Origin of the sequence: Streptomyces sp. NBC_00988 (assembly GCF_045162645.1) — a bacterium.
Lineage (GTDB): Bacteria > Actinomycetota > Actinomycetes > Streptomycetales > Streptomycetaceae > Streptomyces.
Genome location: NZ_CP108730.1, coordinates 9,522,506 through 9,546,284, shown reverse-complemented (window position 1 = coordinate 9,546,284; position 23,779 = coordinate 9,522,506). Strand labels below are relative to the sequence as shown.

General features: G+C 67.9%; 24 protein-coding genes and 2 pseudogenes. 9 read left to right on the top strand and 17 right to left on the bottom strand.

The annotated features are described in order from the left end of the window. Positions 1 to 60: 60 nt before the first annotated feature. On the bottom strand, positions 61 to 1,359 hold the full coding sequence (locus OG496_RS43250) for an SLC13 family permease (RefSeq protein ID WP_405974742.1): 1,299 nt from the start codon (positions 1,357 to 1,359) through the stop codon (positions 61 to 63). Further along, entirely contained in the window at positions 1,356 to 2,609 is a 1,254-nt protein-coding gene (locus tag OG496_RS43245; protein WP_405974741.1) for a cation:proton antiporter, read from the bottom strand. Before OG496_RS43245 ends, OG496_RS43250 begins: the two co-directional genes overlap by 4 nt. 296 nt (positions 2,610 to 2,905) lie before the next feature. On the opposite strand from OG496_RS43245, the gene OG496_RS43240 reads away from it, so the two are divergent. Continuing rightward, entirely contained in the window at positions 2,906 to 3,319 is a 414-nt protein-coding gene (locus tag OG496_RS43240) for an STAS domain-containing protein (RefSeq protein WP_405951473.1), read from the top strand. 9 nt (positions 3,320 to 3,328) lie between these two features. On the opposite strand, the gene OG496_RS43235 is transcribed toward OG496_RS43240, so the two are convergent. The 3 genes from OG496_RS43235 to OG496_RS43225 all read right to left on the bottom strand — a co-directional run bounded on the left by OG496_RS43235 (position 3,329) and on the right by OG496_RS43225 (position 4,545). Then, positions 3,329 to 3,793 (bottom strand): CBS domain-containing protein, encoded by a 465-nt coding sequence (locus tag OG496_RS43235; protein ID WP_405951472.1) that lies wholly within the window; start codon positions 3,791 to 3,793, stop codon positions 3,329 to 3,331. A gap of 14 nt (positions 3,794 to 3,807) precedes the next feature. Continuing rightward, positions 3,808 to 4,011 (bottom strand): hypothetical protein, encoded by a 204-nt coding sequence (locus tag OG496_RS43230; RefSeq protein ID WP_405951471.1) that lies wholly within the window; start codon positions 4,009 to 4,011, stop codon positions 3,808 to 3,810. 129 nt (positions 4,012 to 4,140) lie between these two features. Further along, the gene (locus OG496_RS43225) at positions 4,141 to 4,545 is read right to left on the bottom strand and encodes a hypothetical protein (RefSeq protein WP_405974740.1); all 405 of its coding nucleotides are present in this window, start codon (positions 4,543 to 4,545) and stop codon (positions 4,141 to 4,143) included. 238 nt (positions 4,546 to 4,783) lie between these two features. On the opposite strand from OG496_RS43225, the gene OG496_RS43220 reads away from it, so the two are divergent. Next, positions 4,784 to 5,842 (top strand): PucR family transcriptional regulator, encoded by a 1,059-nt coding sequence (locus OG496_RS43220; protein ID WP_405974739.1) that lies wholly within the window; start codon positions 4,784 to 4,786, stop codon positions 5,840 to 5,842. Positions 5,843 to 5,925: 83 nt separating this feature from the next. On the opposite strand, the pseudogene OG496_RS43215 reads toward OG496_RS43220, so the two are convergent. Next, positions 5,926 to 6,171 (bottom strand): annotated as a pseudogene (locus OG496_RS43215) (galactose oxidase); the annotation flags it as partial. 230 nt (positions 6,172 to 6,401) lie between these two features. Between OG496_RS43215 and OG496_RS43210 the strand changes: the two are divergent. Then, a complete protein-coding gene (locus OG496_RS43210; RefSeq protein ID WP_405974738.1) occupies positions 6,402 to 6,983 on the top strand; it encodes a hypothetical protein in 582 nt (193 codons plus the stop codon). Positions 6,984 to 7,094: 111 nt separating this feature from the next. On the opposite strand, the pseudogene OG496_RS43205 reads toward OG496_RS43210, so the two are convergent. The 4 genes and pseudogenes from OG496_RS43205 to OG496_RS43190 all read right to left on the bottom strand — a co-directional run. Further along, positions 7,095 to 7,928: pseudogene (locus OG496_RS43205) on the bottom strand (LCP family protein); the annotation flags it as partial. A 73-nt stretch (positions 7,929 to 8,001) separates the two neighbouring features. Next, positions 8,002 to 8,973: an ion transporter gene (locus OG496_RS43200; protein WP_405974737.1), complete on the bottom strand. Its 972-nt coding sequence runs from the start codon at positions 8,971 to 8,973 to the stop codon at positions 8,002 to 8,004. A 159-nt stretch (positions 8,974 to 9,132) separates the two neighbouring features. Then, the gene (locus OG496_RS43195; protein WP_405974727.1) at positions 9,133 to 9,555 is read right to left on the bottom strand and encodes a hypothetical protein; all 423 of its coding nucleotides are present in this window, start codon (positions 9,553 to 9,555) and stop codon (positions 9,133 to 9,135) included. After that, positions 9,552 to 10,382 carry an IS5 family transposase gene (locus OG496_RS43190; RefSeq protein WP_405974728.1) on the bottom strand — a complete coding sequence of 277 codons (831 nt, stop codon included), beginning with the start codon at positions 10,380 to 10,382 and terminating at the stop codon, positions 9,552 to 9,554. The genes OG496_RS43195 and OG496_RS43190 overlap by 4 nt, the downstream gene beginning before the upstream one ends. Positions 10,383 to 10,536: 154 nt before the next feature. Between OG496_RS43190 and OG496_RS43185 the strand changes: the two genes are divergently transcribed. From OG496_RS43185 to OG496_RS43175, 3 genes are read left to right on the top strand one after another with little or no spacing between them, the layout of a single operon-like run. After that, entirely contained in the window at positions 10,537 to 10,857 is a 321-nt protein-coding gene (locus OG496_RS43185) for a hypothetical protein (protein WP_405974736.1), read from the top strand. Beyond that, positions 10,854 to 11,984 (top strand): sugar ABC transporter permease, encoded by a 1,131-nt coding sequence (locus OG496_RS43180; protein WP_405974735.1) that lies wholly within the window; start codon positions 10,854 to 10,856, stop codon positions 11,982 to 11,984. The genes OG496_RS43185 and OG496_RS43180 overlap by 4 nt, the downstream gene beginning before the upstream one ends. A gap of 31 nt (positions 11,985 to 12,015) precedes the next feature. Further along, on the top strand, positions 12,016 to 12,384 hold the full coding sequence (locus tag OG496_RS43175) for an integrase core domain-containing protein (RefSeq protein WP_405974734.1): 369 nt from the start codon (positions 12,016 to 12,018) through the stop codon (positions 12,382 to 12,384). 183 nt (positions 12,385 to 12,567) lie between these two features. On the opposite strand, the gene OG496_RS43170 is transcribed toward OG496_RS43175, so the two are convergent. The 5 genes from OG496_RS43170 to OG496_RS43150 form a co-directional block, all read right to left on the bottom strand. Beyond that, a complete protein-coding gene (locus OG496_RS43170; RefSeq protein WP_405974733.1) occupies positions 12,568 to 14,580 on the bottom strand; it encodes a beta-galactosidase in 2,013 nt (670 codons plus the stop codon). Next, positions 14,577 to 15,431: a carbohydrate ABC transporter permease gene (locus OG496_RS43165; protein ID WP_405974732.1), complete on the bottom strand. Its 855-nt coding sequence runs from the start codon at positions 15,429 to 15,431 to the stop codon at positions 14,577 to 14,579. Before OG496_RS43165 ends, OG496_RS43170 begins: the two co-directional genes overlap by 4 nt. Further along, on the bottom strand, positions 15,428 to 16,414 hold the full coding sequence (locus OG496_RS43160; RefSeq protein WP_405974731.1) for a carbohydrate ABC transporter permease: 987 nt from the start codon (positions 16,412 to 16,414) through the stop codon (positions 15,428 to 15,430). Before OG496_RS43160 ends, OG496_RS43165 begins: the two co-directional genes overlap by 4 nt. Positions 16,415 to 16,497: 83 nt before the next feature. Continuing rightward, positions 16,498 to 17,799, bottom strand: a complete 1,302-nt coding sequence (locus tag OG496_RS43155; RefSeq protein WP_405974730.1) for an ABC transporter substrate-binding protein — start codon at positions 17,797 to 17,799, stop codon at positions 16,498 to 16,500. A gap of 140 nt (positions 17,800 to 17,939) precedes the next feature. Continuing rightward, a complete protein-coding gene (locus OG496_RS43150) occupies positions 17,940 to 19,100 on the bottom strand; it encodes an ROK family protein (protein WP_405974729.1) in 1,161 nt (386 codons plus the stop codon). A 302-nt stretch (positions 19,101 to 19,402) separates the two neighbouring features. Between OG496_RS43150 and OG496_RS43145 the strand changes: the two genes are divergently transcribed. From OG496_RS43145 to OG496_RS43135, 3 genes are all read left to right on the top strand, one after another. Further along, on the top strand, positions 19,403 to 20,233 hold the full coding sequence (locus OG496_RS43145) for an IS5 family transposase (RefSeq protein WP_405974728.1): 831 nt from the start codon (positions 19,403 to 19,405) through the stop codon (positions 20,231 to 20,233). Beyond that, positions 20,230 to 20,652: a hypothetical protein gene (locus OG496_RS43140; protein ID WP_405974727.1), complete on the top strand. Its 423-nt coding sequence runs from the start codon at positions 20,230 to 20,232 to the stop codon at positions 20,650 to 20,652. Before OG496_RS43145 ends, OG496_RS43140 begins: the two co-directional genes overlap by 4 nt. Positions 20,653 to 20,816: 164 nt before the next feature. Continuing rightward, positions 20,817 to 20,975 carry a twin-arginine translocase TatA/TatE family subunit gene (locus tag OG496_RS43135; protein WP_329552190.1) on the top strand — a complete coding sequence of 53 codons (159 nt, stop codon included), beginning with the start codon at positions 20,817 to 20,819 and terminating at the stop codon, positions 20,973 to 20,975. A 402-nt stretch (positions 20,976 to 21,377) separates the two neighbouring features. Here the strand turns inward: OG496_RS43135 and OG496_RS43130 are convergent, their stop codons facing one another. Continuing rightward, positions 21,378 to 22,397 carry a hemolysin family protein gene (locus tag OG496_RS43130; RefSeq protein ID WP_405974726.1) on the bottom strand — a complete coding sequence of 340 codons (1,020 nt, stop codon included), beginning with the start codon at positions 22,395 to 22,397 and terminating at the stop codon, positions 21,378 to 21,380. Then, positions 22,394 to 23,731: a hemolysin family protein gene (locus tag OG496_RS43125; protein WP_329552193.1), complete on the bottom strand. Its 1,338-nt coding sequence runs from the start codon at positions 23,729 to 23,731 to the stop codon at positions 22,394 to 22,396. Before OG496_RS43125 ends, OG496_RS43130 begins: the two co-directional genes overlap by 4 nt. Positions 23,732 to 23,779: the final 48 nt, after the last annotated feature.

Here is a 23,779-nt window from a genome sequence, read left to right as displayed (position 1 = left end):
GTGTGTCTCCCTGTCCTCTGTCTCTGTCATCTCTGTCCGATGTCGGTGCGGTGGCCCTGTTCAGGCCAGTGCGAAGTAGCGCAGCCACACGTAGCCGAGCGAGATGGCCACGGTGACGGCGGTAACGATCAGCCCGTACTTGGTGAACTGCCAGAAGGTGATGGGCTGTCGGTTGCGTTCGGCGATACCGAGGACGACGACGTTCGCGGAGGCGCCGATGGCGGTGGCATTGCCGCCGAGGTCCGCGCCGAGGGCGAGGGCCCACCACATGACGTGGTCACCGGCGCCGCCCATGTTGTGGACCAGGTCGCTGGTGATGGGCGCCATGGTGGCGACGTACGGGATGTTGTCCACAACCCCGGACAGCACGGCGGAGGCACCCAGCATGGTCAGGGAGCCACCGAGTTCGTTCGTGCCGATCACGTCGGCGAGCGCCTTGGAGACCTCGTCGATCACACCGGTGTCGATCAGGCCGCCGATCATGATGAACAGGCCCGCGAAGAAAGCGAGCGTGGGCCACTCGACCTCGGACAGGACCTCGCTCGTCTCGGCCGTGGAGACGGCGACGAGCAGCCCGGCGCCGAGGAGCGCGACGATGCTGGGCTCGTAGTGCAGTACCGGGTGCAGCACGAAGCCGGCGACCACCAGGGCCAAGACGATCAGGCCCTGGACCAGCAGCCGCGGGTCCTTGATGGCCTCGCGCTCCTCCAGGGCCATGATCTCGGCGGCGCGGTCCTCGTCGTAGACGAAGGTCTTGCGGAACATCACCCGGCACAACAGGACGAGGACCACCACCAGGACCGCGGACAGCGGGGCGAGGTGGACCAGGAAGTCGTTGAAGGTGATCCCGGCCCGGCTGGCGATGATGATGTTGGGCGGATCACCGACCAGGGTCGCGGTGCCGCCGATGTTCGAGGCGAACACTTCGGCGATCAGGAACGGGGCCGCGGGCAGGGCAAGGCGTTCGCAGACCAGCAGCGTCACCGGGGCGATCAGCAGCACCGTGGTCACGTTGTCGAGCAGAGCGGAGGCTACCGCCGTGATGACGACGAGCATGGCCATCACCCGGAACGGTTGGGCGCGGGCCTTCTTCACGGACCAGATGGCCAAGTACTCGAACATGCCGGTCTTCTTCAGCACGCCGACGATCATCATCATGCCCATGAGCAGGAAGATGACGTTCCAGTCGATGCCGGAATCCTCGGAGTAGAACGCCGAGACGTCGTCGGTGGCCCCGATCCCGAGCATCAGGCCCGCGCCGCCCAGGGCGACGGCCACGCGGTGGATCTTCTCGCTGATGATCAGGGCGTACGCGCCGACGAATACGACAATCGCCGCCCAGCTGTGCCAGTCGTTCACGGTCCTCCGGTTGCCGAGAGTGCTTGTGGTGAGGTGTTCGTGGGGGCGTCCGTGTCGCTATTTCCGTCCGGGATGCCTGCCAGGTCCTCGACGTCGAAGGCTCGGGCGATGGACACGTCCGTCGAGCTGTGGGCGACGATCGAGAAGGCGATGCACACCGCGACCAGCGTGAACGCCTGTTCTGCCTGCGGGATTCCGGACTGCAGGACCAGCAGCCCGTAGACGACCGAGGCGAAGCCCTTCGGGCCGAACCAGGCCGCCACCAGCTTCTCCCGCCGGGAGATGCCCGTGCCGAGCAGGGACAGCAGCAGCGAGGCCGGGCGGATCAGGAAGATCGCCAGGATCACCGCCGCGTACCCGCCGAGCGACAGGGCACCGAACAGCTTCGGAGTCAGGAGCGCGCCGAACACGAGAAGCGCCGCGAACTTCGCCAGTTCCGCGAGGGCCTCGCCGAGCGGCTCGAAGGACGCCTTCGCCTCCGGTGAGACGTGGGCGAGGACCGCGCCCGCGGAGAACGCCGCCAGGTAGGGGTTGGCGTGGGTGAGGTGGCAGGCCGCGTACAGGATGATGCCGCTCGCCAGCGGGAGCAGCGGCTGGAGTTTCGCCTCCGCGCCCAGCAGCCGGAACCGCACCAGCCCGCCCACCAGCAGGGGCAGTACGACACCGAAGGTCAGGCCGAGCAGCAGCTCGACCGCGATCTTCCCGGGCGACGCCTCGGCGCTGCCCGCGGTGGGACCGGCGGCGGCGATCAGGACGAGGACGACCGGGAGGGCGAGCCCGTCGTTGACACCGCTCTCCACGTTCAGCAACTGCCGCAGCTTGGCAGGGACTTCGGCGCGCCCGACGATCGCCGAGGCGAACACCGGGTCGGTCGGCGCCAGCACGGCGCCCACCAGGAACGATGTCGTCCAGTCCAGGCCCACCAGGAAGTGGGTGACCAGTGCCATGAAGACGAAGGCGAGGGGCATGCCCAGCCCGAGAGCTCGCGCCGGGTTCCTCCAGTGGGCGCGCAGCTTCGGCAGCGAAACGTGCATGCCGTCGGTGAACAGCACCGCGAACAGGGCGAGATCCGCCGTCACGGAGACGATCTCGCTGTCGGGGGTGATGTGGATCAGGCCGAGAAAACCGTCGCTGACAAGCGCGCCTCCGGCCAGGAAGAGGAAGGACGTGGACAGCACCGTGCGGGCCGCCAGGCCCGACAACAGCACCGCCACCAGCAACGCGACACCGAACACCGCCACCAGTACCATGCCGAGTACCCCGATCGGAAGAGAGAGCGATCCCCTGCTCGCCGACCAGACTTCCCGGCACACCGCTGGAAACCTTACCGGTTCTTGACGCGTCTTTAACAGGCCGTTGCCAGGCACCGCAGGATGCACGGTCTTGCCGGTTTCCGGCAAGGAGCAAGGCGCGCCGGATGGTGCCGCCCTTCTTGTCGGACACCCCCACCCGCGTGGCTGCCCACGGAACGTACGCCTATGCTGACGATCAGGTGTGCCGGGAAGTCTGGTCGGCGATCGGCCCTCCTCTGCCCTCGGAGCCCCGCATGCCGCACTCCCCCGCAGGTCACGGACCTCACGAGCGCCACCGCCTACGGGAGGTCGGACACCGCCTACGGAACGCCCTGCGGCACCCGACCGTCAGCGTGATCTCCGACGGGGACCACGTCGTTCTACGCCTCGCGGGGGAAATCACCTCCCGCAACGCGAAAAAAGTCGGCGAACGCCTGCGGGAGTCCCTCGACGCCCGTCCCGGTGTCCTCGAAGTCGATCTCGGCCAAGTGACCTACCTCAGCAACGACGGGGGCGCGGCGTTCTTCCGGGCACTGCGGGCGCCACGCCCACACGGCACCCTGGTGACCGTGACGCACGCGAATGCCCGCGCCCGGACCACGCTCACCCAATTGGGCCTGGCTCGCCTCATCGACATCCGTACCGACTCGGACCGGGACGAGCTCTGACCCCGGAAGTCAGCAGGAAGCGGCGGCGAGCAGCCGTTCCAGCAGATGGGAAGCGGTGATCACGCCGAGCAGACGCACGCCCGCTCCGTTCTTCTCCACGACGGCCACCAGCGGGCTGCGCACCTGGGCCATCTGAGCGGCGACTTCCAGGGCGGTGTCGTCGGGCGCGGCGACGGCGGGCGGTGGCGTGGTCTTCGACAGGCAGTCGCGCACCTTACGGCCCGCCAGTGCCTCGCACAGCCGGTCGGCATGGCGCTCATCGACCACCGCCGCGAGGGTCGGGTCCTCGACGACATAGGCCGGCACCAGGATCTTGACCATCTGGGAGGCGGGCAGGATCGCCTTCGGCGCTCCCCGTTCGTCGACCACCAGCAGCGCGGGGAGCCGCTGTTCGGCCATCAGCCGCGCGGCGTCCAGAGCGTCGCTGTCAAGGCCGACCGTTTCGTACTCCACCGCCAGGTCACGCGCGCGCACGCTCGGCTCCTGTCTCACGCTCGATGCACCGACAGCCGGCCTGTCCGGTCGTCCACCGCAACGGCAGGCTGGTCGTACGAGCACGATACAACCGACGGCTCAGGACGTACGTCCTGCGGACTAGCCCGCATCCGCCGTCGGTCCCCGCGAACCAGCACGGCCGTACCGAACGCCACAATCACCAGGGCGGCGGCAAGCGGCGCGAGGTAGTAGGCCATCACCGCTCCTCCCATCCCGCTGCATCCCAGGCGTCCAGGTCAGTGGCGTTCACGGCATACGTCCTTAGGCATGAGGAGAGTTGACGTGCGAGGCACGCGGACGTGGCCCCGGTGCAGGTGGGCTATGGCTCAGGCGGCGTCGTGGTGCGCCGTCGGCCGGGACGGCCCGCGTTCGTCAGGGAAGTGACGGCTCAGCCGCCGCACGCACCGGCGGGTCAGCCGCCAGGCGATGAGCGGCGCACCGACTGCCACCACCAGACGCAGCCCCCAGCCGATCGCTCCCGGCGGCGCGAGGACGGCCAGGAGAGCGGTCGCACCGACGCCGAGGACCCAAGCGAGCACCGTGAGCAGAGTGATCACGACCGCCACCGGCACTCCGCCCATGCCCGAGGCGTCCAGATCGGCGTCCGCGTCGAAGCTGTCCAGGGCCACGAGTCCGACGGCGAGAAGCAGCCAGAAGCACACGGCCACCAGCAGGGCGGCGGTGAACAGGATCATGGGCAGGCCCGTGGCGGCTTCCACGAAGATCCGCATCGCCGGCCCCTCCCCCGCTCGCCTCGTACTCCGACGGGGCACCGCTCCCCTCCGGGTTCCGGCCCGGCACCGTCTGCCGGTGACTGGCACCGGAGCCATCCGCAGTGCTCCCCGCACACCATGCTGCACGGCCGAGCCCCGCCCTCGCATTGCCGGTTCCCGGCAGCATTCACTAAGGTCTGCATGCCGGTGAGCCGCTAAGAAACCATCACCGATGCATCAAGATCGCGGGGGCCACATGACGAACCGAAGGATTCCCGACCACTACCTGGACGGCTACGCCGAGATCCTCACCGGGGTCTCGGCCACCGGCCGGCGCCTCACCCGGGAGGAGATCGAGTCCCGGCGCACCCTGGGGGAACAGGCCGCCGACGCCGGCCACGGGCTGCGCGACCTCGTCAGCGCACACCTGGCCGCCGCGCGCCTCGCCTGGCCCCGCGCCTCCGGCTCGACCGACATCGCACTCGCCGCCGTAGAGCAGGCGATAGACGCCTTCGCCGAGGGCTACGAACGCGCCCAGCGACTCGCCGTAAGACAGGAGGAGGCGGCCCGGCGGGAGTTCATCGACGACCTCCTGTACGGCCGCAGCGACCTGGGCCGCCTCGCTGAACGCGCCGAGCGCTTCGGTCTGCGTCTGTCCCACGCCCATGCGGTCGCCGTCGCCCAGGGGCCGGCCGCCTACGACGAGGGCGACCAGGTGCCCCGGCAGGTGGAGCGCGCGCTCATGGCCCGCTTCGGCGACCGCAGCATCCTGCTCACCACCAAGGACGGCCGCCTGCTGTGTGTCGCCCCCGGCCACCAGGACGAGGTCCTCGCCCACTTCGCCAAGCAGGTGTACGCCGCCACCGACGGCTGTCGCGTCGCCGTCGGACGTCCGCAACCGGGCGCCGGCGGGGTCGTGCAGTCGTACGAGGAGGCACTGAACGCCCTCGACCTGGCCGAGCGTCTCGGCCTCGAAGGGCCGGTGCTGCGCGCCGCCGACCTTCTCGTCTACCCGGTGCTGACCCGCGACCGGCAGGCGATGGCCGACCTCGTCCTCGACACCCTCGGACCACTCACCACGGCCCGCGGCGGCGCCGAACCGCTCCTCGACACTCTCACCACCTATTTCGATTCCGGCTGTGTGGCCGCCGAGGCCGCCCGCCGCCTGACGCTGAGCGTGCGCGCTCTGACATACCGTCTGGAACGCATCCACAAGCTCACCGGTGCCGACCCGGCCGACCCCGCCCACCGCTACATGCTCCAGACCGCGGTGATCGGTGCCCGTCTGCTGGACTGGCCCGCTCAGGAGCTCTGAGGGCGATTCGGGCAGGCGGCACCGGCGTTCTCACGGTCGCACCCCAGTGCCTTGGACGGGGCGCCCTGGGCGTCGGTCACGAAGAGCATGTACCAGCCGGTCTGCAGCAGGGCCCCGTGGATCGTGTTCTGCCGGAACTCCTTCGGGACGTTCACCAAGTCCCAGTGCCCGTTCTTCGCCTTGTACTCGGGTCTGTTGATCGCGTGTTGGTGGTACTTCTCGCTCCCGAAGCGGTACAGCCACGGCCCGTTCATACCGGTCAGCGCGAGCACCGCCACCGCGCCGACCGTGAAACGACGGACACGTCGACGCCTACCAAGATCACTCATTTCCCGCATCCCCCGGAATGCCCGCAGAGACGGCAGATCGTCAGTCGCACGACCCCGTCATCACAATTTGCATGATGCAAAGATGAGTCCAAACCCATGTAACAGGTGCGATAAGCGGACCACTCGCGCACCAGCCGCCCCAGACGTGGCATGCTCCAGGACGTCCGTGGGAGGACACTGGGATGGGAAACGGGGGTGGGAGCGGCGGTACGCACGAGGGGGTGTCGACCATGACAGGTACCCGAGTCGGCAGGCTTTGGACCTGGCGCTGGCGCCGGAGTCCGCTCAGGCGCCGCAGCGACCTCATCGAAGCCTGGATCGTGCTCACGGCATGGCTGATAGCTCTGGCCGGGAGCCTCCTCGCAGGGTTGACGACAGCGGACGCGGTGAACCGAGGGCTCGACCAGCAGCGGACGGAACGCCGCCCGATCACGGCGGTCCTGACCCAGAAGGCAGCCGGCAGCACGTCGGCACAGGCCCTGGACGACAGCCACGTATGGGCCGGCGTGCGCTGGACCGCTCCAGACGGTTCATCACACACCGGCCGCACGGAGGTACGACCCGACACACCGAAGGGCACCCCGGTCATGATCTGGACCGATCGGCAGGGGCAACTCGTGTCGAAGCCGCTCACGCCCGGGGACGCGGAGTTCCAGGCGGACTGGACGGGCGCGCTGGCCGCGGCGGGCGCGGCCGGATTCGTGTTCGGCGGCGCTCATCTCGCCCGCGCCGGGCTGGAGCGGCGACGCGTGAGGCAATGGGAGGAGGAGTGGATGCGCGTCGACACCCGCCGGGGCGGGAGGACCGGATGACGCGACGCAGAACCTCTCAACTTCTCAGCTCTTCAACGCCACTTGGGTGGAGCCCGTTGGTCGCGGCACACGGTCGGAGCCGGGCGGTTCGGTGCGCCTGACCGACCGTTGCCGGGAGCGCACGAACTCCAGCGCGGCCTCGCCCTTGAGGGTGTGGGTGCCCTTGGCGAGCTTGAGGTGCGAGTAGGTGTCGTAGACGTTGTCGCTGACGCACACCGACACCCCGCCCACGGCGTCGGACATCTTGACCACGCCGGAGAAGTCGAGCATCACGAAGTGGTCGACGGTGATGCCGGTGAGGTCGTGCACGGTCTTGACCTGGCAGGCCGGGCCGTACTGCAGGGCGCTGTTGATCTGGCCGTAGTAGCCGGACGTGGACTGGCTGCTGTCCGGGTCCTTGCAGGCGGGGACCTGGGTCATGGTGTCGCGCGGGACGCTCATCACGGTGGCGTTCGAGCGGTCGGCGGAGACGTGCACCACCATCTCCACGTCCGCGTTGTGCCCGACCGTCGAACTCGCGGAGCCGCAGCCGCCGCCCAGTTTGCAGTCGGCGGCGTTGTTCCGCCCGTCCGAACCGATCACCAGGATGTTGATCGGGGTGCGGCCGAAGGCGTCGGCCTTCTCCTTGCCGCCGGCGCCGTCGTCGATCGCGACGCTCTTGATGTTGCCGTTGAGGTGCTGCCACAGCCAGGCTCCGGCTCCTGCGGTGACCAGGATCAACGCCGACACGGTGATCAGGGCTATGCGGGCCAGCCGTTTGCGCCGGGCCACGGGTTTCGCCCGGCGGCCCGACTGGCGCCCCTTGGGTCGTGCGGCTTGGCGGGCGGCAGCCCTTCCGCCCGGCGGCCGGTGGGCCGACGCTCCGTCCGCTCCGCGTTGGTGCGGCACGGTGGAGCGATCTCGCGTGGCCGCACGGCCGGATGTCTCGCCCCACGGGTCGCTCATCCACCACGCCCTACGCTGCCGCCGACACCAACCGCCGGCGCGACGTTGAGACGGCAGAGAGCCAACCCGTACGTCAGGGCGCACCTCTCGGGCTGGATGATTGCGCAATATAGCAACTGTCGCCGTTTCCGCCGGTGACCTCTCCCACATCCGCATCCACATTCCGCACCGCCGACTGAACGAGGTCCTGTTCGAGGTCGTCCAGCGCCCGGCGGGCCGTGGCAATGCGTTCCAGCAGCAGTCGGCGGCCCTCGTCCTCCGACGCCGGCGGATCCTGTCGCTGCGGCTCGTCCCGCTCCGTCTCACGGGCATCGTCCAGGGACGTGAGAACCACGCCGATCAGGACGTTGACCAGGACGAAGGAGGCGAGCAGCACGTATGAGGCGTAATAGACCAGGCTCCAGCGGGAGATCTCCAGGCCGGCGTGGACGGCGTCACCGATGCCGTCCAGGGTCATCAGCAGGAACAGGGTGAGGACCGCGCGCCCGATGGAGCCGTAGTGCTCGGGGTCATGGCGGCCGAAGAAGACCCAGCCGACCATGGCGTAGACGTACAGCACCAGCCCACCGACGAGCAGAAAGCTCAGCGTGCCGGGCAGGCTGCGGGCGACGGCGACCAGCACGACCCGCAGCTGGGGCAGGAAGCGCGCGGTGCGCAGGACGCGGGCGAGGCGCAACAGTCGTAGCACGGTGGTGTTCTCGCGTACGACAGGCAGGAAGGCGCACAGGACTACGGCCAGGTCGAAGAGGTTCCAGGGGTCCTTGGCGAAGTCCCGGGGGCGGTCGGCGTGGGCGGCCAGGCGGAGCAGGATCTCGACGGTGAAGGCGGCCAGGCAGGCGTGCTCGGCCAGGCGTAACCAGTGATGCCAGTCGGCGGCCAGCCCCGGGTACGTCTCGATGCCCAGCAGCGCGGCGTTGGCAAGGATGACGGCGAAGACGCCAAGGGCGAACCAGCGGGCCTCGGTGACGGTGCGGCAGCGGCGCGCCAGTTCCTCGCGGGCGGGTCGGGGTGTCGCCTCGGTTCCGTCGTTGCGCTGGTCTTGCATCCTGCTGTCTCCGCTCCCTCGCACAGGCTCACGCCCCACCAACTGGGCCGGAAGGCTGGGTGGTTGAGCGATCACACTTCAGAGTGCGGAACGTGAGCTCTTGTCCGTTTCGTAGTTGAGGTTGGACAAGGGCCGCTGGTCACGGGCGCGGGATGGTCCTCAGGCGTCGGGGCGGGCGAACAAGCCGGTTTCGGGCTCGGTGAGGATGCCGCGGCTGACCAGGCGCTTCAGCTTGGCGCGGATGCCTTCGGTGTTCTTCGGGAGGATCGGCAGGTCGAGGGCCTGGCAGAGGTCGCGGGCGCGCATCGGCCTGCCCGCGTCGGCCAGGGCGGTGAGGATCTGCTGGTAGGCGGGGTGGCCCGGGATGTCGGGCCGGTCCGGCTCGTCGGCAGGTGAGGGCAGCGGGAGCGTGAGGAGGGTCTTGCGGGTGATCCGCAGGTTCTCGCTCTCCACCTCGATCTCGCCGAGCTGTCGGGTGATTTCCTCGATCCGGTCCCTCAACTGCCCCTCCTGCTCGCCCAGTTCGCGCTCGCGCGTCTCGATGTGGTCCAAGATGGCCGCGACCTGCGGGTTCTCGCTCATGCGGTCCTCCAGGAAGTGAGGGTGGCTCCAGTGAGGCGGCGGCTCATGACGGAGGTCATCGCCCAGAAAACGCGGGAGCGGGAGGAGGCGGGCCGGTGTTCGTAGTCGCGTACGAGACGGCGGTAGAACATCAAGATCCCGTTCGTCTGCTCCACGATCCACCGCTTGGCCTGCGGAACGAACCCGCGCTGGTCCGGGTTGCGTTCGACGATCTCGACGTCGATGCCCAGGTTCTTGCCGTGCTCGACGACCTTGTTCTTGAAGCCCTGGTCGACCAGGGCCTTGGTCACCGTGTCGCACTGGGCGGCGACGCCGTCCAGCAGCGCGATGCCGGCGGTGTTCTCGTGCGCGGATGCGGGCAGGACGGCGCAGTCGATGACGAGGCCCGATACAAATACGGCCAGGCATCTCTTCCTGCCCGGCACCCGTTTCGAGGCATCCTTGCCGGTCGTTGCGGCGGGGACGCCGACGGCGGCGTGGATGCTCTGGGTATCCAGGATCACCAGGCTCGGGTCGGCTAACCGCCGGTTCTTCTCCCGAAGTTGCCATCGGAGCAGATCGTGGATGGTCTGGTCGGTGCCGTCATCGCGCCACTTGTAGAAGTAGTACTTCACCGCGCTGGCGGGCGGCAGGTCGTGGGGCAGCAGCCCCCACTGGCAGCCGCTGCGGTTCTGGTACAAGATCGCGTTCACGATTTCCCGCATCTCGTATCCGCCCTGGTGGCCGCTGACCGACGGATGCGCGGCCTTCCACGCTGTGATCACGGGCTCGACCAGGGCCCACTGCTCGTCGGAAACGTCGCTCGAATACGGCTTGCGCATGCTCATGCCACAACCTAAGCGAACCCCGAACGCTTGACCGGCCGCGATACCCCAACCTCACACCATCGAGCGATCACAGACCGGACAGAAGATCACGTTCCGCACTCTCAAGTCCATCCGCCAGCAGGTCTCCAGTCTCTCCGGCGGCCAGCGGCAGACCGTGGCCATCGCCAAGGCCGTTCTGTGGAACAGCAAGGTGGTCGTCCTCGACGAGCCGACCGCTGCACTCGGTGTCGCCCAGACGGCGCAGGTCCTCGAACTGGTCCGGCGACTGGCAGACAACGGCCTCGCCGTGGTCCTGATCTCACACAACATGAACGACGTCTTCGCGGTGTCCGACCGGATCGCCGCCCTCTACCTGGGCCGCATGGCCGCCCAGGTCAGCACGTCGAACGTCACGTACTCCCAGGTCGTCGAGCTCATCACCGCAGGCCGCAGCGGGAACCTCGGCCTCGCACACAGCAACGGAGACACCGTATGACCGCCGCCGCCGCGCACGAAAAGCCGGGCGACCGCGGTGGATCGAAGAAGAACGGAACCGCCGGGGTCAAGAGTCTGCGTTCCGTCGCCCGTCTATACGTCGAACGCGTACGTGGGGGCGAGTTGGGCGCCCTTCCCGCTGTCCTCGGCCTGATCGTCCTGTGTGTGTTCTTCGCTGCCCTGCGCCCGGTCTTCCTGTCCGAGCTGAACTTCGCCAACCTGCTCACCCAGGGCGCGGGCAGCATCGCCATCGCCATGGGGCTCGTCTTCGTGCTCCTCCTCGGCGAGATCGACCTGTCCGCCGGGTACGCCAGCGGAGTCTGCGCCGCCGTCCTGGCCATCTTGCTCACCGATCACGGATGGCCCTGGTACGGCGCGGCCGCCGCTGCGATTCTCACCGGCACGGTGATCGGCTTGCTGCTCGGCCTGCTGGTGGCGAAGGTCGGCATCCCCTCCTTCGTGGTCACCCTGGCCGCCTTTCTGGGGTTCCAGGGAACCGTGCTGATGCTGCTCAAGGAAGGCACGAACATATCCATCCAGGATCGGACGATCCTGGCCGTCGCCAACAACAACCTCTCCCCCGCGCTGGGTTGGGTGCTGCTCGCTGCCGCTGTCGCGGTGTACGCCGCGACACAGTTGCGGCAGAACCGCAACCGGCGGCAGCGCGGGCTCGTCACCGCTCCGTTCACCCTGCTCGCCGTAAGGATCGGCGGGCTGGCGGTGCTCGGCGCAATCGCCGTCCACCTGCTCAACCAGCAGCGCAGCCGCAACGTCATCGTCGACTCGCTCAAGGGTGTACCGATCGTCGTGCCCGTCATCGCCGTCCTGCTCGTCGCGGGTACCTTCCTGCTCCAGCGCACCTCTTTCGGTCTGCACATCTATGCAGTCGGCGGCAACGCCGAGGCGGCCCGCCGGGCCGGCATCAACGTGGCGGCCATCCGTATCTCCGCGTTCGTCATCTGCTCGTCCCTGGCCGCGGTCGGCGGCATCATCGCCGCCTCGCGCGGCAACTCGGTGGACCCCAACACCGGTGGCAGCAATGTGCTTCTGCTGGCGGTCGGCGCTGCGGTGATCGGCGGGACGAGTCTGTTCGGCGGGCGCGGCAGGGTCGTCGACGCGGTCCTCTGACCTGGGCAGCCGCGTCGAGTCGCTGCGCATCGTGCTCCGCGACCACGACCGCGACAGCAAGTACACCGGCTCCTTCGACGCCGTCTTCGAAGTCGAAGGCATGGACGTACTGCTCAGCGCACCCCAGGCACCGCGCATGAACGCCCACTGCGAGCGAGTGATCGGCACGATCCGCCGCGAGGCACTCGACCACGTTCTGCTCCTGCACGAGGCCCACGCCCGGCAGGTCCTCGCCGAGTACCAGGACCACTACAGCAGACATCGGCCGCACCGATCCCGCGATCAACGACCGCCCGAGGCCCAGGAACAGCCAGTAGTCCTGGATGGTTTCGAGCCCCGCAAGCTCTTGCGCACCCGGATCCTCCGCGGAGCAATCAACGAGTACCGACATGCCGCTTGAACTGCAGCGATGACTTTCCGAGCCTCACAGGCATACGCGGCACGCACGGTGGCGTAGAGGCGTATACGGACCCCCAGCTGCCGGCAACCGTCGCCGCGGCAGGGAGCTCTTGCGCCGCAGCCGCCTCTGCGCCCCGATCCCTCCCTCGAAACGCTCACCGCAATCCCCTCGGTGAATCCGCGCTCAGCCCACGGCTCCCGACCTCACCACCCGTACTCCGCCGGCCGGAATGTGCAGATCTCCGCTGACGGGTTCGTCGGTGAGCATTTCCTGGCCGTGCGCCTCGACAACCGCATCGTTGCCGGAGTGGTTGACGAAGAAGGTGAAGGTCTCGTCGTCGTTGCGGCGCACCAGTACTTCAACCCCGTTCGGCAGGTTCGCCATGCTGGTGGGCCGGACCAGCGAGCGCGCCAGTGCGAGCACCGCGTCGCTGTCGAGGCCGGCCGATACGTAGACCGCGCGGCCTCCTGCCTCCAGTGCACGCGAGGTGATCGCAGGGCGTCCACCGAGGTGGCCCCCCACGTACCGGGCGATCACCTCGGCTTCCTCCGCGTGGACGAGTTCGGTCCACTCCGCTCCGGTCCACCCGTTGTCGAGGGTGAACGTCTCCCCCTCCTGAAGTGGCCGGAACTCCTCGCACCACGCGCCCAGGAGCTCCCGGAACGCGCCGGGGTATCCGCCGAGCCGCACCCGGTCGTGCTCGTCCACGATCCCCGAGAGGTAGCTGACCACGACTGTGCCACCCGCCTCGGCGAAGCCCTTCACGCGTGCCGCCGTCTCGTCGTCGGTCAGGAAGAGCCCCGGCACCACGAGTACTTCGTACCCGGTGAAGTCCGACCAGGGCGGGAGCACCTCGATGCTCTCGTTCAGCCGCCAGAACGCCGCATGCCAGTCCCGGACAATCCGGCCGTAGGAGAGGTGGTTGTTCGGTTTGACGCCCCCGGTCATCGCCCATCCGGCCTCGTCGTCGAAGAGGATGCCGACACGCGCCTGGGGAGCACGCGACCCCATGACCGGGGCAAGCGTCTGCAGGTGCCGGCCCAGCGTGCACACGTCGCGGTAGAGATCGGTGTTCTCCCCGGCGTGCGGGACCATCGCCGAGTGGAACTGCTCCGCGCCGGAGGCGGAGGCACGCCATTGGAAGAACAGGATTCCGTCGGAGCCGTGTCCCACGTGGCTGAGGCTGTTGCGGATCAACTCGCCCGCTGTCTTGGCGCGGTTCCGTGGTTGCCAACTCACGGCACTGGTCGAATGTTCCAGGAGCATCCACGGGCGGCGCTCTGTCGTCATAGCCCGCATACGGTCACCGGAGAAAGCGACGTCCTGCTCGGGCAGCGGGTCGGACGAGCGGGTGTAGTGATCGTTCGCGACGATGTCCATGTGCCGCGCCCACCGCGGGTAGTCGACGCAGTCGGGCTCGGCGCCGACCATGAAGTTCGTCGTGACGGGGAGGTCGGGCGTGACGGACTTGAGCACCTCGCGCTCGGCGAGGTAGTGCGCCAGTAGTTCGTCCGATGAGAAGCGGTCGAAGTCGAGCACGAGGGCCGGGTTCTTCGACTCGTTGCCGCGCGGCGGCAGGATGTATGCGAAGTCGCGGTACGTATGGCCCCAAAAGGCGGTGCCCCAGGCTTTGTTGAGGGCATCGAGCGTCCCGTACTTGTTCTCCAGCCAGGTACGGAAAGCCGCCGCTGACGTGTCGCAGTAGCAGCGGCCGTTGCCGCCTCCCAGCTCGTTGCTGACATGCCACATCACCACATGATCGCGGTGACCGTAGCGTTCGGCCAACGCACGGGCGATACGGAGCGCGTACGTACGGAAGACCGGATTACTCGGGCACCAGCCGAGCCGGGAACCGGGCCAGCGCGGCCGCATGTCGTGGTCGAGGGGAGAGACTTCGGGGTGGGCCGCAAGAAGCCAGCCGGGGGGTGCTGCTGTCGGGGTGGCGAGGTCGACCGCGATGCCGTTGTCCGCGAGGAGGTCGACGATCTCGTCCATCCACTCCCAGTCGAACTCGCCGTCAGCCACTTCGACAAGCCCCCAGGAGAAGATGCCGAGCGAGACGAGGTTGACGCCGGCCTGCGTCATCAGGCGTACGTCGTCCTTCCACACCTCCTTGTCCCACTGTTCGGGGTTGTAGTCGGCTCCGAAGCTCAGCCCGCGTGTGGGCCAGTCGTTGTCAGCGTGGGACCAGGTCATCCTTTGACTCCTCCAGCGATGAGGTCGAGGCGCCAGAACCGTTGCAGGAACAGCACCAGGGCAATAAGAGGGATGATCGCGAGCGCGGCGCCGACGATGGCCAGCGTGTAGAGGGAAGGTGAACCCGCGCCGCGCTGCAGCAGAGAGTTGAGCCCGACGGTGAGGGGGAAGGACTTGGTGTCGGAGAGCATGAGGTAGGGCAGCAGGAAGTTGTTCCAGATGCCCACGAACTGCAGCAGGAACACCGTCACCATCCCGGGCACCATGACGGGGAGCACAACGCTGCGGAAGATCCGCCACTCGCTCGCGCCGTCGATCCGGGCCGCCTCGAGCATCTCGGTCGCGATGGTGCCCGTGGCGTACACCCGGCACAGGTAGATACCGAATGGGCTGATGATGCTCGGAAGCAACACCGACCACTGCGTGCCGGCGAGTTTCAGGTCGGACATCAGCAGGTACTGCGGCACGGCGAGGGTGATGCCGGGTATGAGCAGTCCCGCGAGGATTGCGACGAAGAAGATCCGCCCCCCGCGGAACGGGAACTTGGCCATGGCGTAGCCCGCGGAGGCCGACACAAGCGTCGACAGGAGACCGCCGACGCCCGCGTAGAGCAGCGAGTTCAACGCCCATCTGCCGTAGGCGCCGTCGTCGTACGAGAAGAGGTCGCCGAGGTTGTGCAGCAGACCGGAGCCGGGAGCGAGTGTGAAGGAGTTGAACAGTTCGCCCGGAGCCTTGCTGGCTGCGATGAACACCCAGGCCACGGGGAGGAGGCAATAGAGCGCGCCCGCCAGCATGATGAGCGTGGGGACGATCTTCGTCCGCTCGCGCGACGCTTCACCGACGGTGCTCATCGCATCCCCCGCTTCGTCGAGACACGGACCATGGCGAGGACCATGAGAGAGACGACCGCGGTGCCGAGGGCGAGGACGATCGATGCCGCCGCCGCGTCATGGAGATTGCCCAGTACGAACGCGTCCTGGTAGATCGACATCAGCGGAACCCATGAGTCGGAGATGGTGTTGGTCAACGGCTTGAGCATCAGGGGCTCGCCGTAGAGCTGGAGCGATCCGAGGAGCGCGAAGATCGCCGTCAGTATCAGCGCGGGACCGACCAGCGGCACCTTGATGCGCAGGGCGATCTGGATCTCGTTCGCCCCGTCCATGCGGGCCGCTTCGAGCAATTCGTGGGGGATGCCGCGCAGCGCCGTATAGATGACGAGCATGTTGAACCCGACGCCGCCCCAGACGGTGATGTTGGCCATTGAGGCGTAGATCCCGCTCTGTCCGAGGAACTGGATGTCACCCCAGCCGAACGACCGGGTGGCGTACGAGAACGGGCTCGTGCCTGCCAGATACATGAACCCCCACATCAGCGCGGCCACCACACCGGGCACGGCGTACGGGATGAAGATCGCCGTACGTCCGAGACTCCGCAGTCTCACGCCCGGGGTGTCGAGGAGCAGCGCGAGCAGCAGGGCCAGGCCCAGGGTCAGCGGCACGGCGACCATTCCGTAGATCGCGAGGCGTCCGAGGCCGTCGAGCAGCCGGGAGTCGTCGAAGACCGAGGTGTAGTTGTCGAACCAGACGAACACCGTGGACGGAGTACCGAGGGCACCGCCGCCGATCCGTCGCTCGGCGAAGAGGCTGGTACCGATTGCGTACACCAGGGGGATCACTGTGAAGACGGCGTACAGCACCATCGCGGGTGCGCTGAACAGGTACGGCGCGATGCTCCCGCGGCGGGGGCGAAGGCGGCCGCGGTGGTGGGGCGGTGGCGGCGACGCGCCTCCGAGCTTCGAACCGGCTGCCCTTTCGGACGTGACGGTGTCGGTCATGCGGAACACCTCTCTGACGCTTTGCGCTCGACCCCGGCTCGCGGCTCAGGGACTCAGGGGCTCATCGAAGGACCGGACGGGGCCTAGCCGTTCTTGAGGTCGAAGCCCTGCTTCTTCAGGTCGTCCACAACGGCCTTCTGCGTGACGGTCAGGACGTGCGCCCATGACGTGCCGTTGCGGATGGCGGAGTTCATCGCGTCCGTGAATGCGGCGGCCGCGACGTTCGTGTTCGGCCCCCAGGTCACGGGGCGGGTGTGCTTGGCGATGCCGGCGGCGACCTTGTAGTAGTCGGCCTGCTGCGGCATGAGTGCCGGGGGCTTCTGCGACGTGGCGGCTCTCTGTCCCGACAGGGCCGCGGGATAGGCGTTCTGTACGTTGAGCACCATCCGTGCGCCCGCGTCCGAGGCGTTGAGCCACTTCGCGAACTCGGCGGCTTCCTTGGGGTGTTCGGAGTGGGCGGTGATCGCGACCGAGGAACCGCCCTGGAAGGAGACGGTCGGGTCATTCGCGTTCCACCGGGGAAGCGGGGCGAGAGCCCACTTGCCCGCGGTCTTCGGTGCCACACCGTAGACGACACCGGGAGCCCAGACGGCCGAGGGCCAGGACAGCATTGTGCCGTCGTTCAGCTTCTGGTTGTAGGCGGGCGTCAGTTGGGGATCGGCCGCGATAAGCCCGTCCTTGTACATGCCCTCGAAGAACTCCATCACCTTGCGGGAGTTGTCGCCGTCGATGTCGACGTTCCACTTGTCCCCGTCGATCGACCACCAGTCGTCGCCGGCCTGCGCCGCAATGGAGGCGTAATAGCCCCATCCGTCGGGGGCCAGCGAGGCGATGGTGAGCTTGGGGTTCTGCGCCTTGATCGTGGCGGCCGCCTTACGGAAGTCCGCCCACGTGCGGGGCGCGGCGACCCCGTACCTGTCGAAGACGTCCTTCCGGTAGACCAGCGCCATGGGGCCGACATCCTGCGGCAGTGCGTAGGTCTTGTCGCTGAAGGTCGTCTGCGCCCATGAGCCGGGCGCGTACTTGTTCTTCACGTCCGAGACGTATGCGGTGATGTCCTTCGCCACGCCACTGACGATCATGCGAGGCAGAGATGTGTTCTCCACGGTCGCGAGGTCGGGCGCATTGCCCGCACGGACCGCGGCGAGGAGTTTGGCGGCAGACGTGTCGCCGCCGCCTGCGTCGGTGTGGACGACCTTGATGCCTGGATGCGTCCGGTTGAACTCCGCGACTTCCTTGTCGCTCCCGGGCGCCCACGACCAGAACTGGAGGGTGACCCTGCCGTCGTCGGAGGTGCTGCCGAAGGAACAGGAAGGAACGAGAAGTGCGGTAACGGCTGTGACAGTTGCCGCAGCCAGGATGTTGCGGGGTTTCCTGGTGCGCATGAATTTCCCTTGTTTCGGAACGGGATCGGCCCGTCGCGAGACTGCGCATCGCGCTCTCGTCCCGAACGAGGGCGCGATGAGCATCGCCCGCCCCGCAAGAGTTTGTCAATAGAGATAACAAACCCTGCTCGCCCGTGTGATCAGCGGCCGGACTCGGCCAGCCGTCGGTAGAGGGCAAGGCCCGCTGCCGCCCGCGCCCAAGCGGGCAGACCGAACACCGTGACCTCGATGACCGGCTGCTCCGGCGCGGTGTACACCGTGCGCATACCTTCCTCGAAGTCCTCCATGAACGAGTCGACGATCGAAGGGCCGTCGCCCGTAAGGATCACCTTGTCCGGGTCGAGCAGATTCAGGATGTGCCCGGTCGCCGTACCGATTCCGCGCGCGGCGCGCGCCAGCCGCTCGTGAGCGGGCCCATCGCCCGCGAGGGCGCGATCGAGGACCTCACCGAGCGTCCGGGTGCCATCGACATCGTTCACGATCGAAGTCGTGGAGCTCTCCGCCCAGAGGCAACCGAGGTGACCACGAGGACACCGTGCACCGGCGGATGCGACCTGGACATGCGAGAACCTGCCCGCCCTGCGATGCGCACCGAGGATGATCTTGCGGTCGGTCACCAGGCCGAACCCGATCTCCCGCCCGAGCGAGATCAGCACCATGCTGTCCTCGCCCTCCGCCAGGCGCGGCCATTGCTCGAACGCGGTGAGTGCCACGACGTCGTCCTCGATCCACACGGGGACACCGAACTCCCGCTCCCACGCTGAGCGGGCGGTCTCGGGGACCGCGGTGTGGAGACCAAGTCCCTCCGCGGCCCCCTCGAGCCGCTCCGTGGAACCGCATACAGCGAGGGCGGCCACACGCAATCCGCCCGCCCTCGCCTCGTCCAGCCAGTTGCGGCAGTGCGCGCCGATCACTGATGCGCTGAGCTCGCCCACGTGCTGCCGGCGCTCCCAGACCACTTTGTTCGTCAGATCGATCCCTGCGGCGACGAGCTCGCCGCTACGGATGTGTACGCCGAGGAAGTGGAAGAGATCGGTCCTGGCAAGCAGCATGTCCGCGGGACGTCCCGTGCTGGCCCTCTGTTCCCTGCCGCCTGCGACGACGAGCCCCGCGGCCTCGAGATCACGTGCGATCGTCGTCATCCGGGCGCGGGAGAGGCCGAGCTCTTTCGCCACCTCGCTCTTGGACAGCCCGCCGTTCCACAGAATGCGGTTGTACGCCGCCTGCGTCGTCGGGTGCAGTCCCGGCCATCCGCCGGCGGCAGCGGAACGCGTGGTGAGGTCGTCAGGTGTGCTCGTCACACGCACATCCAACAGGATCTCTCGGTGCCCCTTATGCTCCCCTGCGGGCCGGACTCGGGTTTCGGCGGACCTCTCCCTCCAGGGACCGAAGAAACGATCACTGCACCCTCGCGCCCCTCACCGTGGCAGAAGTCCGGAAGCTGCTGGCAACTTGCCATCCCCGCCCAACACCCAGACAACAGGGGGCTGTTCACACGCTGAGAGTGCGGAACGTGATCTTCTGTCCGGTCTGTGATCGCTCGATGGTGTGAGGTTGGGGTATCGCGGCCGGTCAAGCGTTCGGGGTTCGCTTAGGTTGTGGCATGAGCATGCGCAAGCCGTATTCGAGCGACGTTTCCGACGAGCAGTGGGCCCTGGTCGAGCCCGTGATCACAGCGTGGAAGGCCGCGCATCCGTCGGTCAGCGGCCACCAGGGCGGATACGAGATGCGGGAAATCGTGAACGCGATCTTGTACCAGAACCGCAGCGGCTGCCAGTGGGGGCTGCTGCCCCACGACCTGCCGCCCGCCAGCGCGGTGAAGTACTACTTCTACAAGTGGCGCGATGACGGCACCGACCAGACCATCCACGATCTGCTCCGATGGCAACTTCGGGAGAAGAACCGGCGGTTAGCCGACCCGAGCCTGGTGATCCTGGATACCCAGAGCATCCACGCCGCCGTCGGCGTCCCCGCCGCAACGACCGGCAAGGATGCCTCGAAACGGGTGCCGGGCAGGAAGAGATGCCTGGCCGTATTTGTATCGGGCCTCGTCATCGACTGCGCCGTCCTGCCCGCATCCGCGCACGAGAACACCGCCGGCATCGCGCTGCTGGACGGCGTCGCCGCCCAGTGCGACACGGTGACCAAGGCCCTGGTCGACCAGGGCTTCAAGAACAAGGTCGTCGAGCACGGCAAGAACCTGGGCATCGACGTCGAGATCGTCGAACGCAACCCGGACCAGCGCGGGTTCGTTCCGCAGGCCAAGCGGTGGATCGTGGAGCAGACGAACGGGATCTTGATGTTCTACCGCCGTCTCGTACGCGACTACGAACACCGGCCCGCCTCCTCCCGCTCCCGCGTTTTCTGGGCGATGACCTCCGTCATGAGCCGCCGCCTCACTGGAGCCACCCTCACTTCCTGGAGGACCGCATGAGCGAGAACCCGCAGGTCGCGGCCATCTTGGACCACATCGAGACGCGCGAGCGCGAACTGGGCGAGCAGGAGGGGCAGTTGAGGGACCGGATCGAGGAAATCACCCGACAGCTCGGCGAGATCGAGGTGGAGAGCGAGAACCTGCGGATCACCCGCAAGACCCTCCTCACGCTCCCGCTGCCCTCACCTGCCGACGAGCCGGACCGGCCCGACATCCCGGGCCACCCCGCCTACCAGCAGATCCTCACCGCCCTGGCCGACGCGGGCAGGCCGATGCGCGCCCGCGACCTCTGCCAGGCCCTCGACCTGCCGATCCTCCCGAAGAACACCGAAGGCATCCGCGCCAAGCTGAAGCGCCTGGTCAGCCGCGGCATCCTCACCGAGCCCGAAACCGGCTTGTTCGCCCGCCCCGACGCCTGAGGACCATCCCGCGCCCGTGACCAGCGGCCCTTGTCCAACCTCAACTACGAAACGGACAAGAGCTCACGTTCCGCACTCTCAGGAGAGACTTCTACAGCACTGTAGATTGCAGCGTGTGGCCGGTCCGTCGTAGCGGCCTGGTTCCCCGGGAGAAAGCAGACCTGATGTTCGGCTTGAACGAACTGGCCGTGATCCTCCTCGTCGTCGTAGTCGTCCTCGGCATCAAGAAGCTGCCGGAACTGACGCGTTCGGCGGGCAAGGCGACCCGGATCTTCAAGAGCGAGGCCAGGGTGCTCAAGGAGGACGACTCCCGGCGCCCCTGACGGCGTAGTGCATGCCTGAGGTCGGGACATGCCGGCCCGGCAATTGACTGCTGGTGATCACTCGCCTACCGCGCAGCTAGTCCGGCTGGGCGGCGAACAGTTCAAGGTGTGCGCAGATCGGACAACGAAAGGCGTCGATCTGCCAACGCGGTCGACCCATCCTCTTCGCATTGCCAAGCGGGCCTCGCTGAAGGGGGCCTGCGATCCACCGCGCGAACCCGCGGGCGCCCTGTCCGGAGTCCTCGACGAAGCCCGGCTCCAGTCCCACCGCACCGCATTGAGTGCACCGTATGTTGTTCATCGAGTGAGTGTAGTGAGGGACTGTTAGCGCCGGTCGTCAGGACCTGTCCCCAACTTCCCGTCCGACGCCCAGAGTTGAGACGCCCGACGGGACCACCGTCGTTATACCGCCTGGGGATGCAGGAGGCGCGCGAGCAGGTCGTCGAGAGTGACCATGCCGGTGAGGTTGCCGGTGTCGTCACGGACCACCGCGAGGGAGGCCCTGCGCTGGCGGAGTTGCTCGATGGCGTGGCTGATCGTGTCCTGTTCGGTCAGCTCCGGTATCGGACGGGCAAGGTCCCGGGCGGTGACCGTGCGCCCGCGGGTACGGGCGATGAGCGCGTCGCGGGCATGCACGGAACCGACGATGCCCGTGCCATCGCGCACCAGCAGGCGGCTGCGGTCGTACTCGGCGGCGAGGGCGAGGATCTCGTCCACGCCGGCGTCCGCGGGCACGGAGTTGATCTGACCGGCGGGCACCTGAAGGGCGCCGACCGGGTTCTGCGGCTCGGTGAGCGAGCTGGTGAGCAGCTCCGAGTCGGTCTCGCTGATCAGGCCGAGGCGCTTCGACTCCTCGACGAGGTGGGTGAGTTGCTCGCGGTTGTGGACCTCGGCCAACTCGTCGCGCGGGGTGACCCGGCACAGCCGTACCAGCGCATTGCTCAACCTGTTCAGCACCCCCAGCAACGGGCGGACCACCTTGACCACCCCGCGGAAGGGCGGGGAGAGGAGCATCGCGGAGCGTTCGGGGTGGGCGATGGCCCAGGACTTGGGGGCCATCTCGCCGACCACCATGTGCAGGAACACCACGACGGTCATCGCCACGGCGAAGGAGATGCCGTAGCTCAGCCCGCTCGGTAGGCCCAGCTTGTGCAGCAGCGGGTCGAGTTCGTGCGAGATCGCGGGCTTGGACACCGAGCCAAGGCCCAACGTGCAGATGGTGATGCCGAGTTGGGCGCCGGCCAGCATGAGGGACAGCTCGCGCATGCCTGCCAGCGCGGCCTTGGCGCCGCGCTGGCCATCGGCCGCCGCCTTCTCCATGCGGTGCCGCTTGGCGGCGACCAGCGCGAACTCGGCCGCGACGAAGAAGCCGCTGCCGATCAGCAGCAGGACGGTGACGAAGAGTGCCATCGGGAAACTCATGCCTGCTCCTCCCCTTGCTTGACCAACCGCTCGATCCGTACGCGCTCGGGTACGTGACGGTCCAGAGTGCGTACGTCGATGACCACACGGCCGCCGTCGGGCAGCTCGACGGCGAGTTGGTCACCGATGGCCGGGAAGCGGCCGAGTCGGTCCACGATCAGGCCGGCCACGGTGTCGTAGTCGTCCTCCTCGGGCAGCTCGATACCGGTGGCCTCGGCGACCTCGTCGAGGCGGCGGCCGGCGTCCACCAGCCAGCCGTCCTCGTCGGCGGCGGCGAGTTCGGTGACCGTGTCTGACTCGTCGGCGATGTCGCCGACCAGTTCCTCGGCGATGTCCTCGTAGGTGACGATGCCCGCCACCCCGCCGTGTTCGTCCAGGACGACGGCGTACTCGTCGTCCTGCCGGCGCATCTGCTCGACAGCGTCCGGCAGGGGCAGGGTGTCGGGCAGCAGCAGGGGCTGCCGGGCGAGGGCGCCGGCGGTGGTGACCGTGAGGCGGTCGGCGGGCAGTCGCATCAGCTCGCGCACGCCCAGGACGCCGGTGATGTCGTCGGGGTGGTCGCCGAGGACGGGGTAGTTGGAGTGGCCGTGCTTGGCGATGAGGTCGACCGCCTCCGCGGCGCTCGCGTCCTTGCGCACGAAGACGGCGTCGGCGCGCGGCACCATCACCTCGTCGAGGGTGCGCTCGGAGAACTCCAGGGCATGGTCGAGGAGTTCGGCTGTGTCCTTGGGCAGCTCTCCCTGTTCGTGGGACTCGCCGATGAGGTGACCGAGTTCTTCCAGGGTGGCGCCGTGGTGCAGCTCCTCGACGGGTTCGATGCCGATCTTGCGCAGCAGCCGGTTCGCCGCTCCGTCGAAGATGCGGACGACCGGACCGACGAACTTGAGGTAGGCGAGCGTGGAGGGCGCCAGCGCCTTGGCCAGCCGTTCCGGGACGGCGATGGCGAGGTTCTTCGGGGCCAGCTCGCCCAGCACCATCTGCACCACCGTGGCCCCGACGAAGGCGAGGACGACGGAGATGACGCTGACGGCCGCGTCGGGCAGGCCGAGTCCGGACAGGGCCGGCTTGAGCAGGGCGGACACGCTCGGCTCGGCGATGAACCCGACGACCAGACCGGTCACGGTGATACCGAGCTGCGCGCCGGACAGCATGAACGACAGCCGCTCCAGCACCTTCAGCGCGCGGGCGGCCTTCTTGTCCCCCGCCTCGGCTTCACGCACGAGGGCGAGCCGGCTGGCGGAGACGTAGGCGAACTCCTGGGCGACGAAGTAGCCGGTGCCGGCGGTCAGCACGAACACGGCCAGCAGACCCAGGAGAGCAGTCGCGGCACTCATCGAACACCATCCCGTCGCGTGCCGGATTCAGGAAAGACCTGGCGGGAT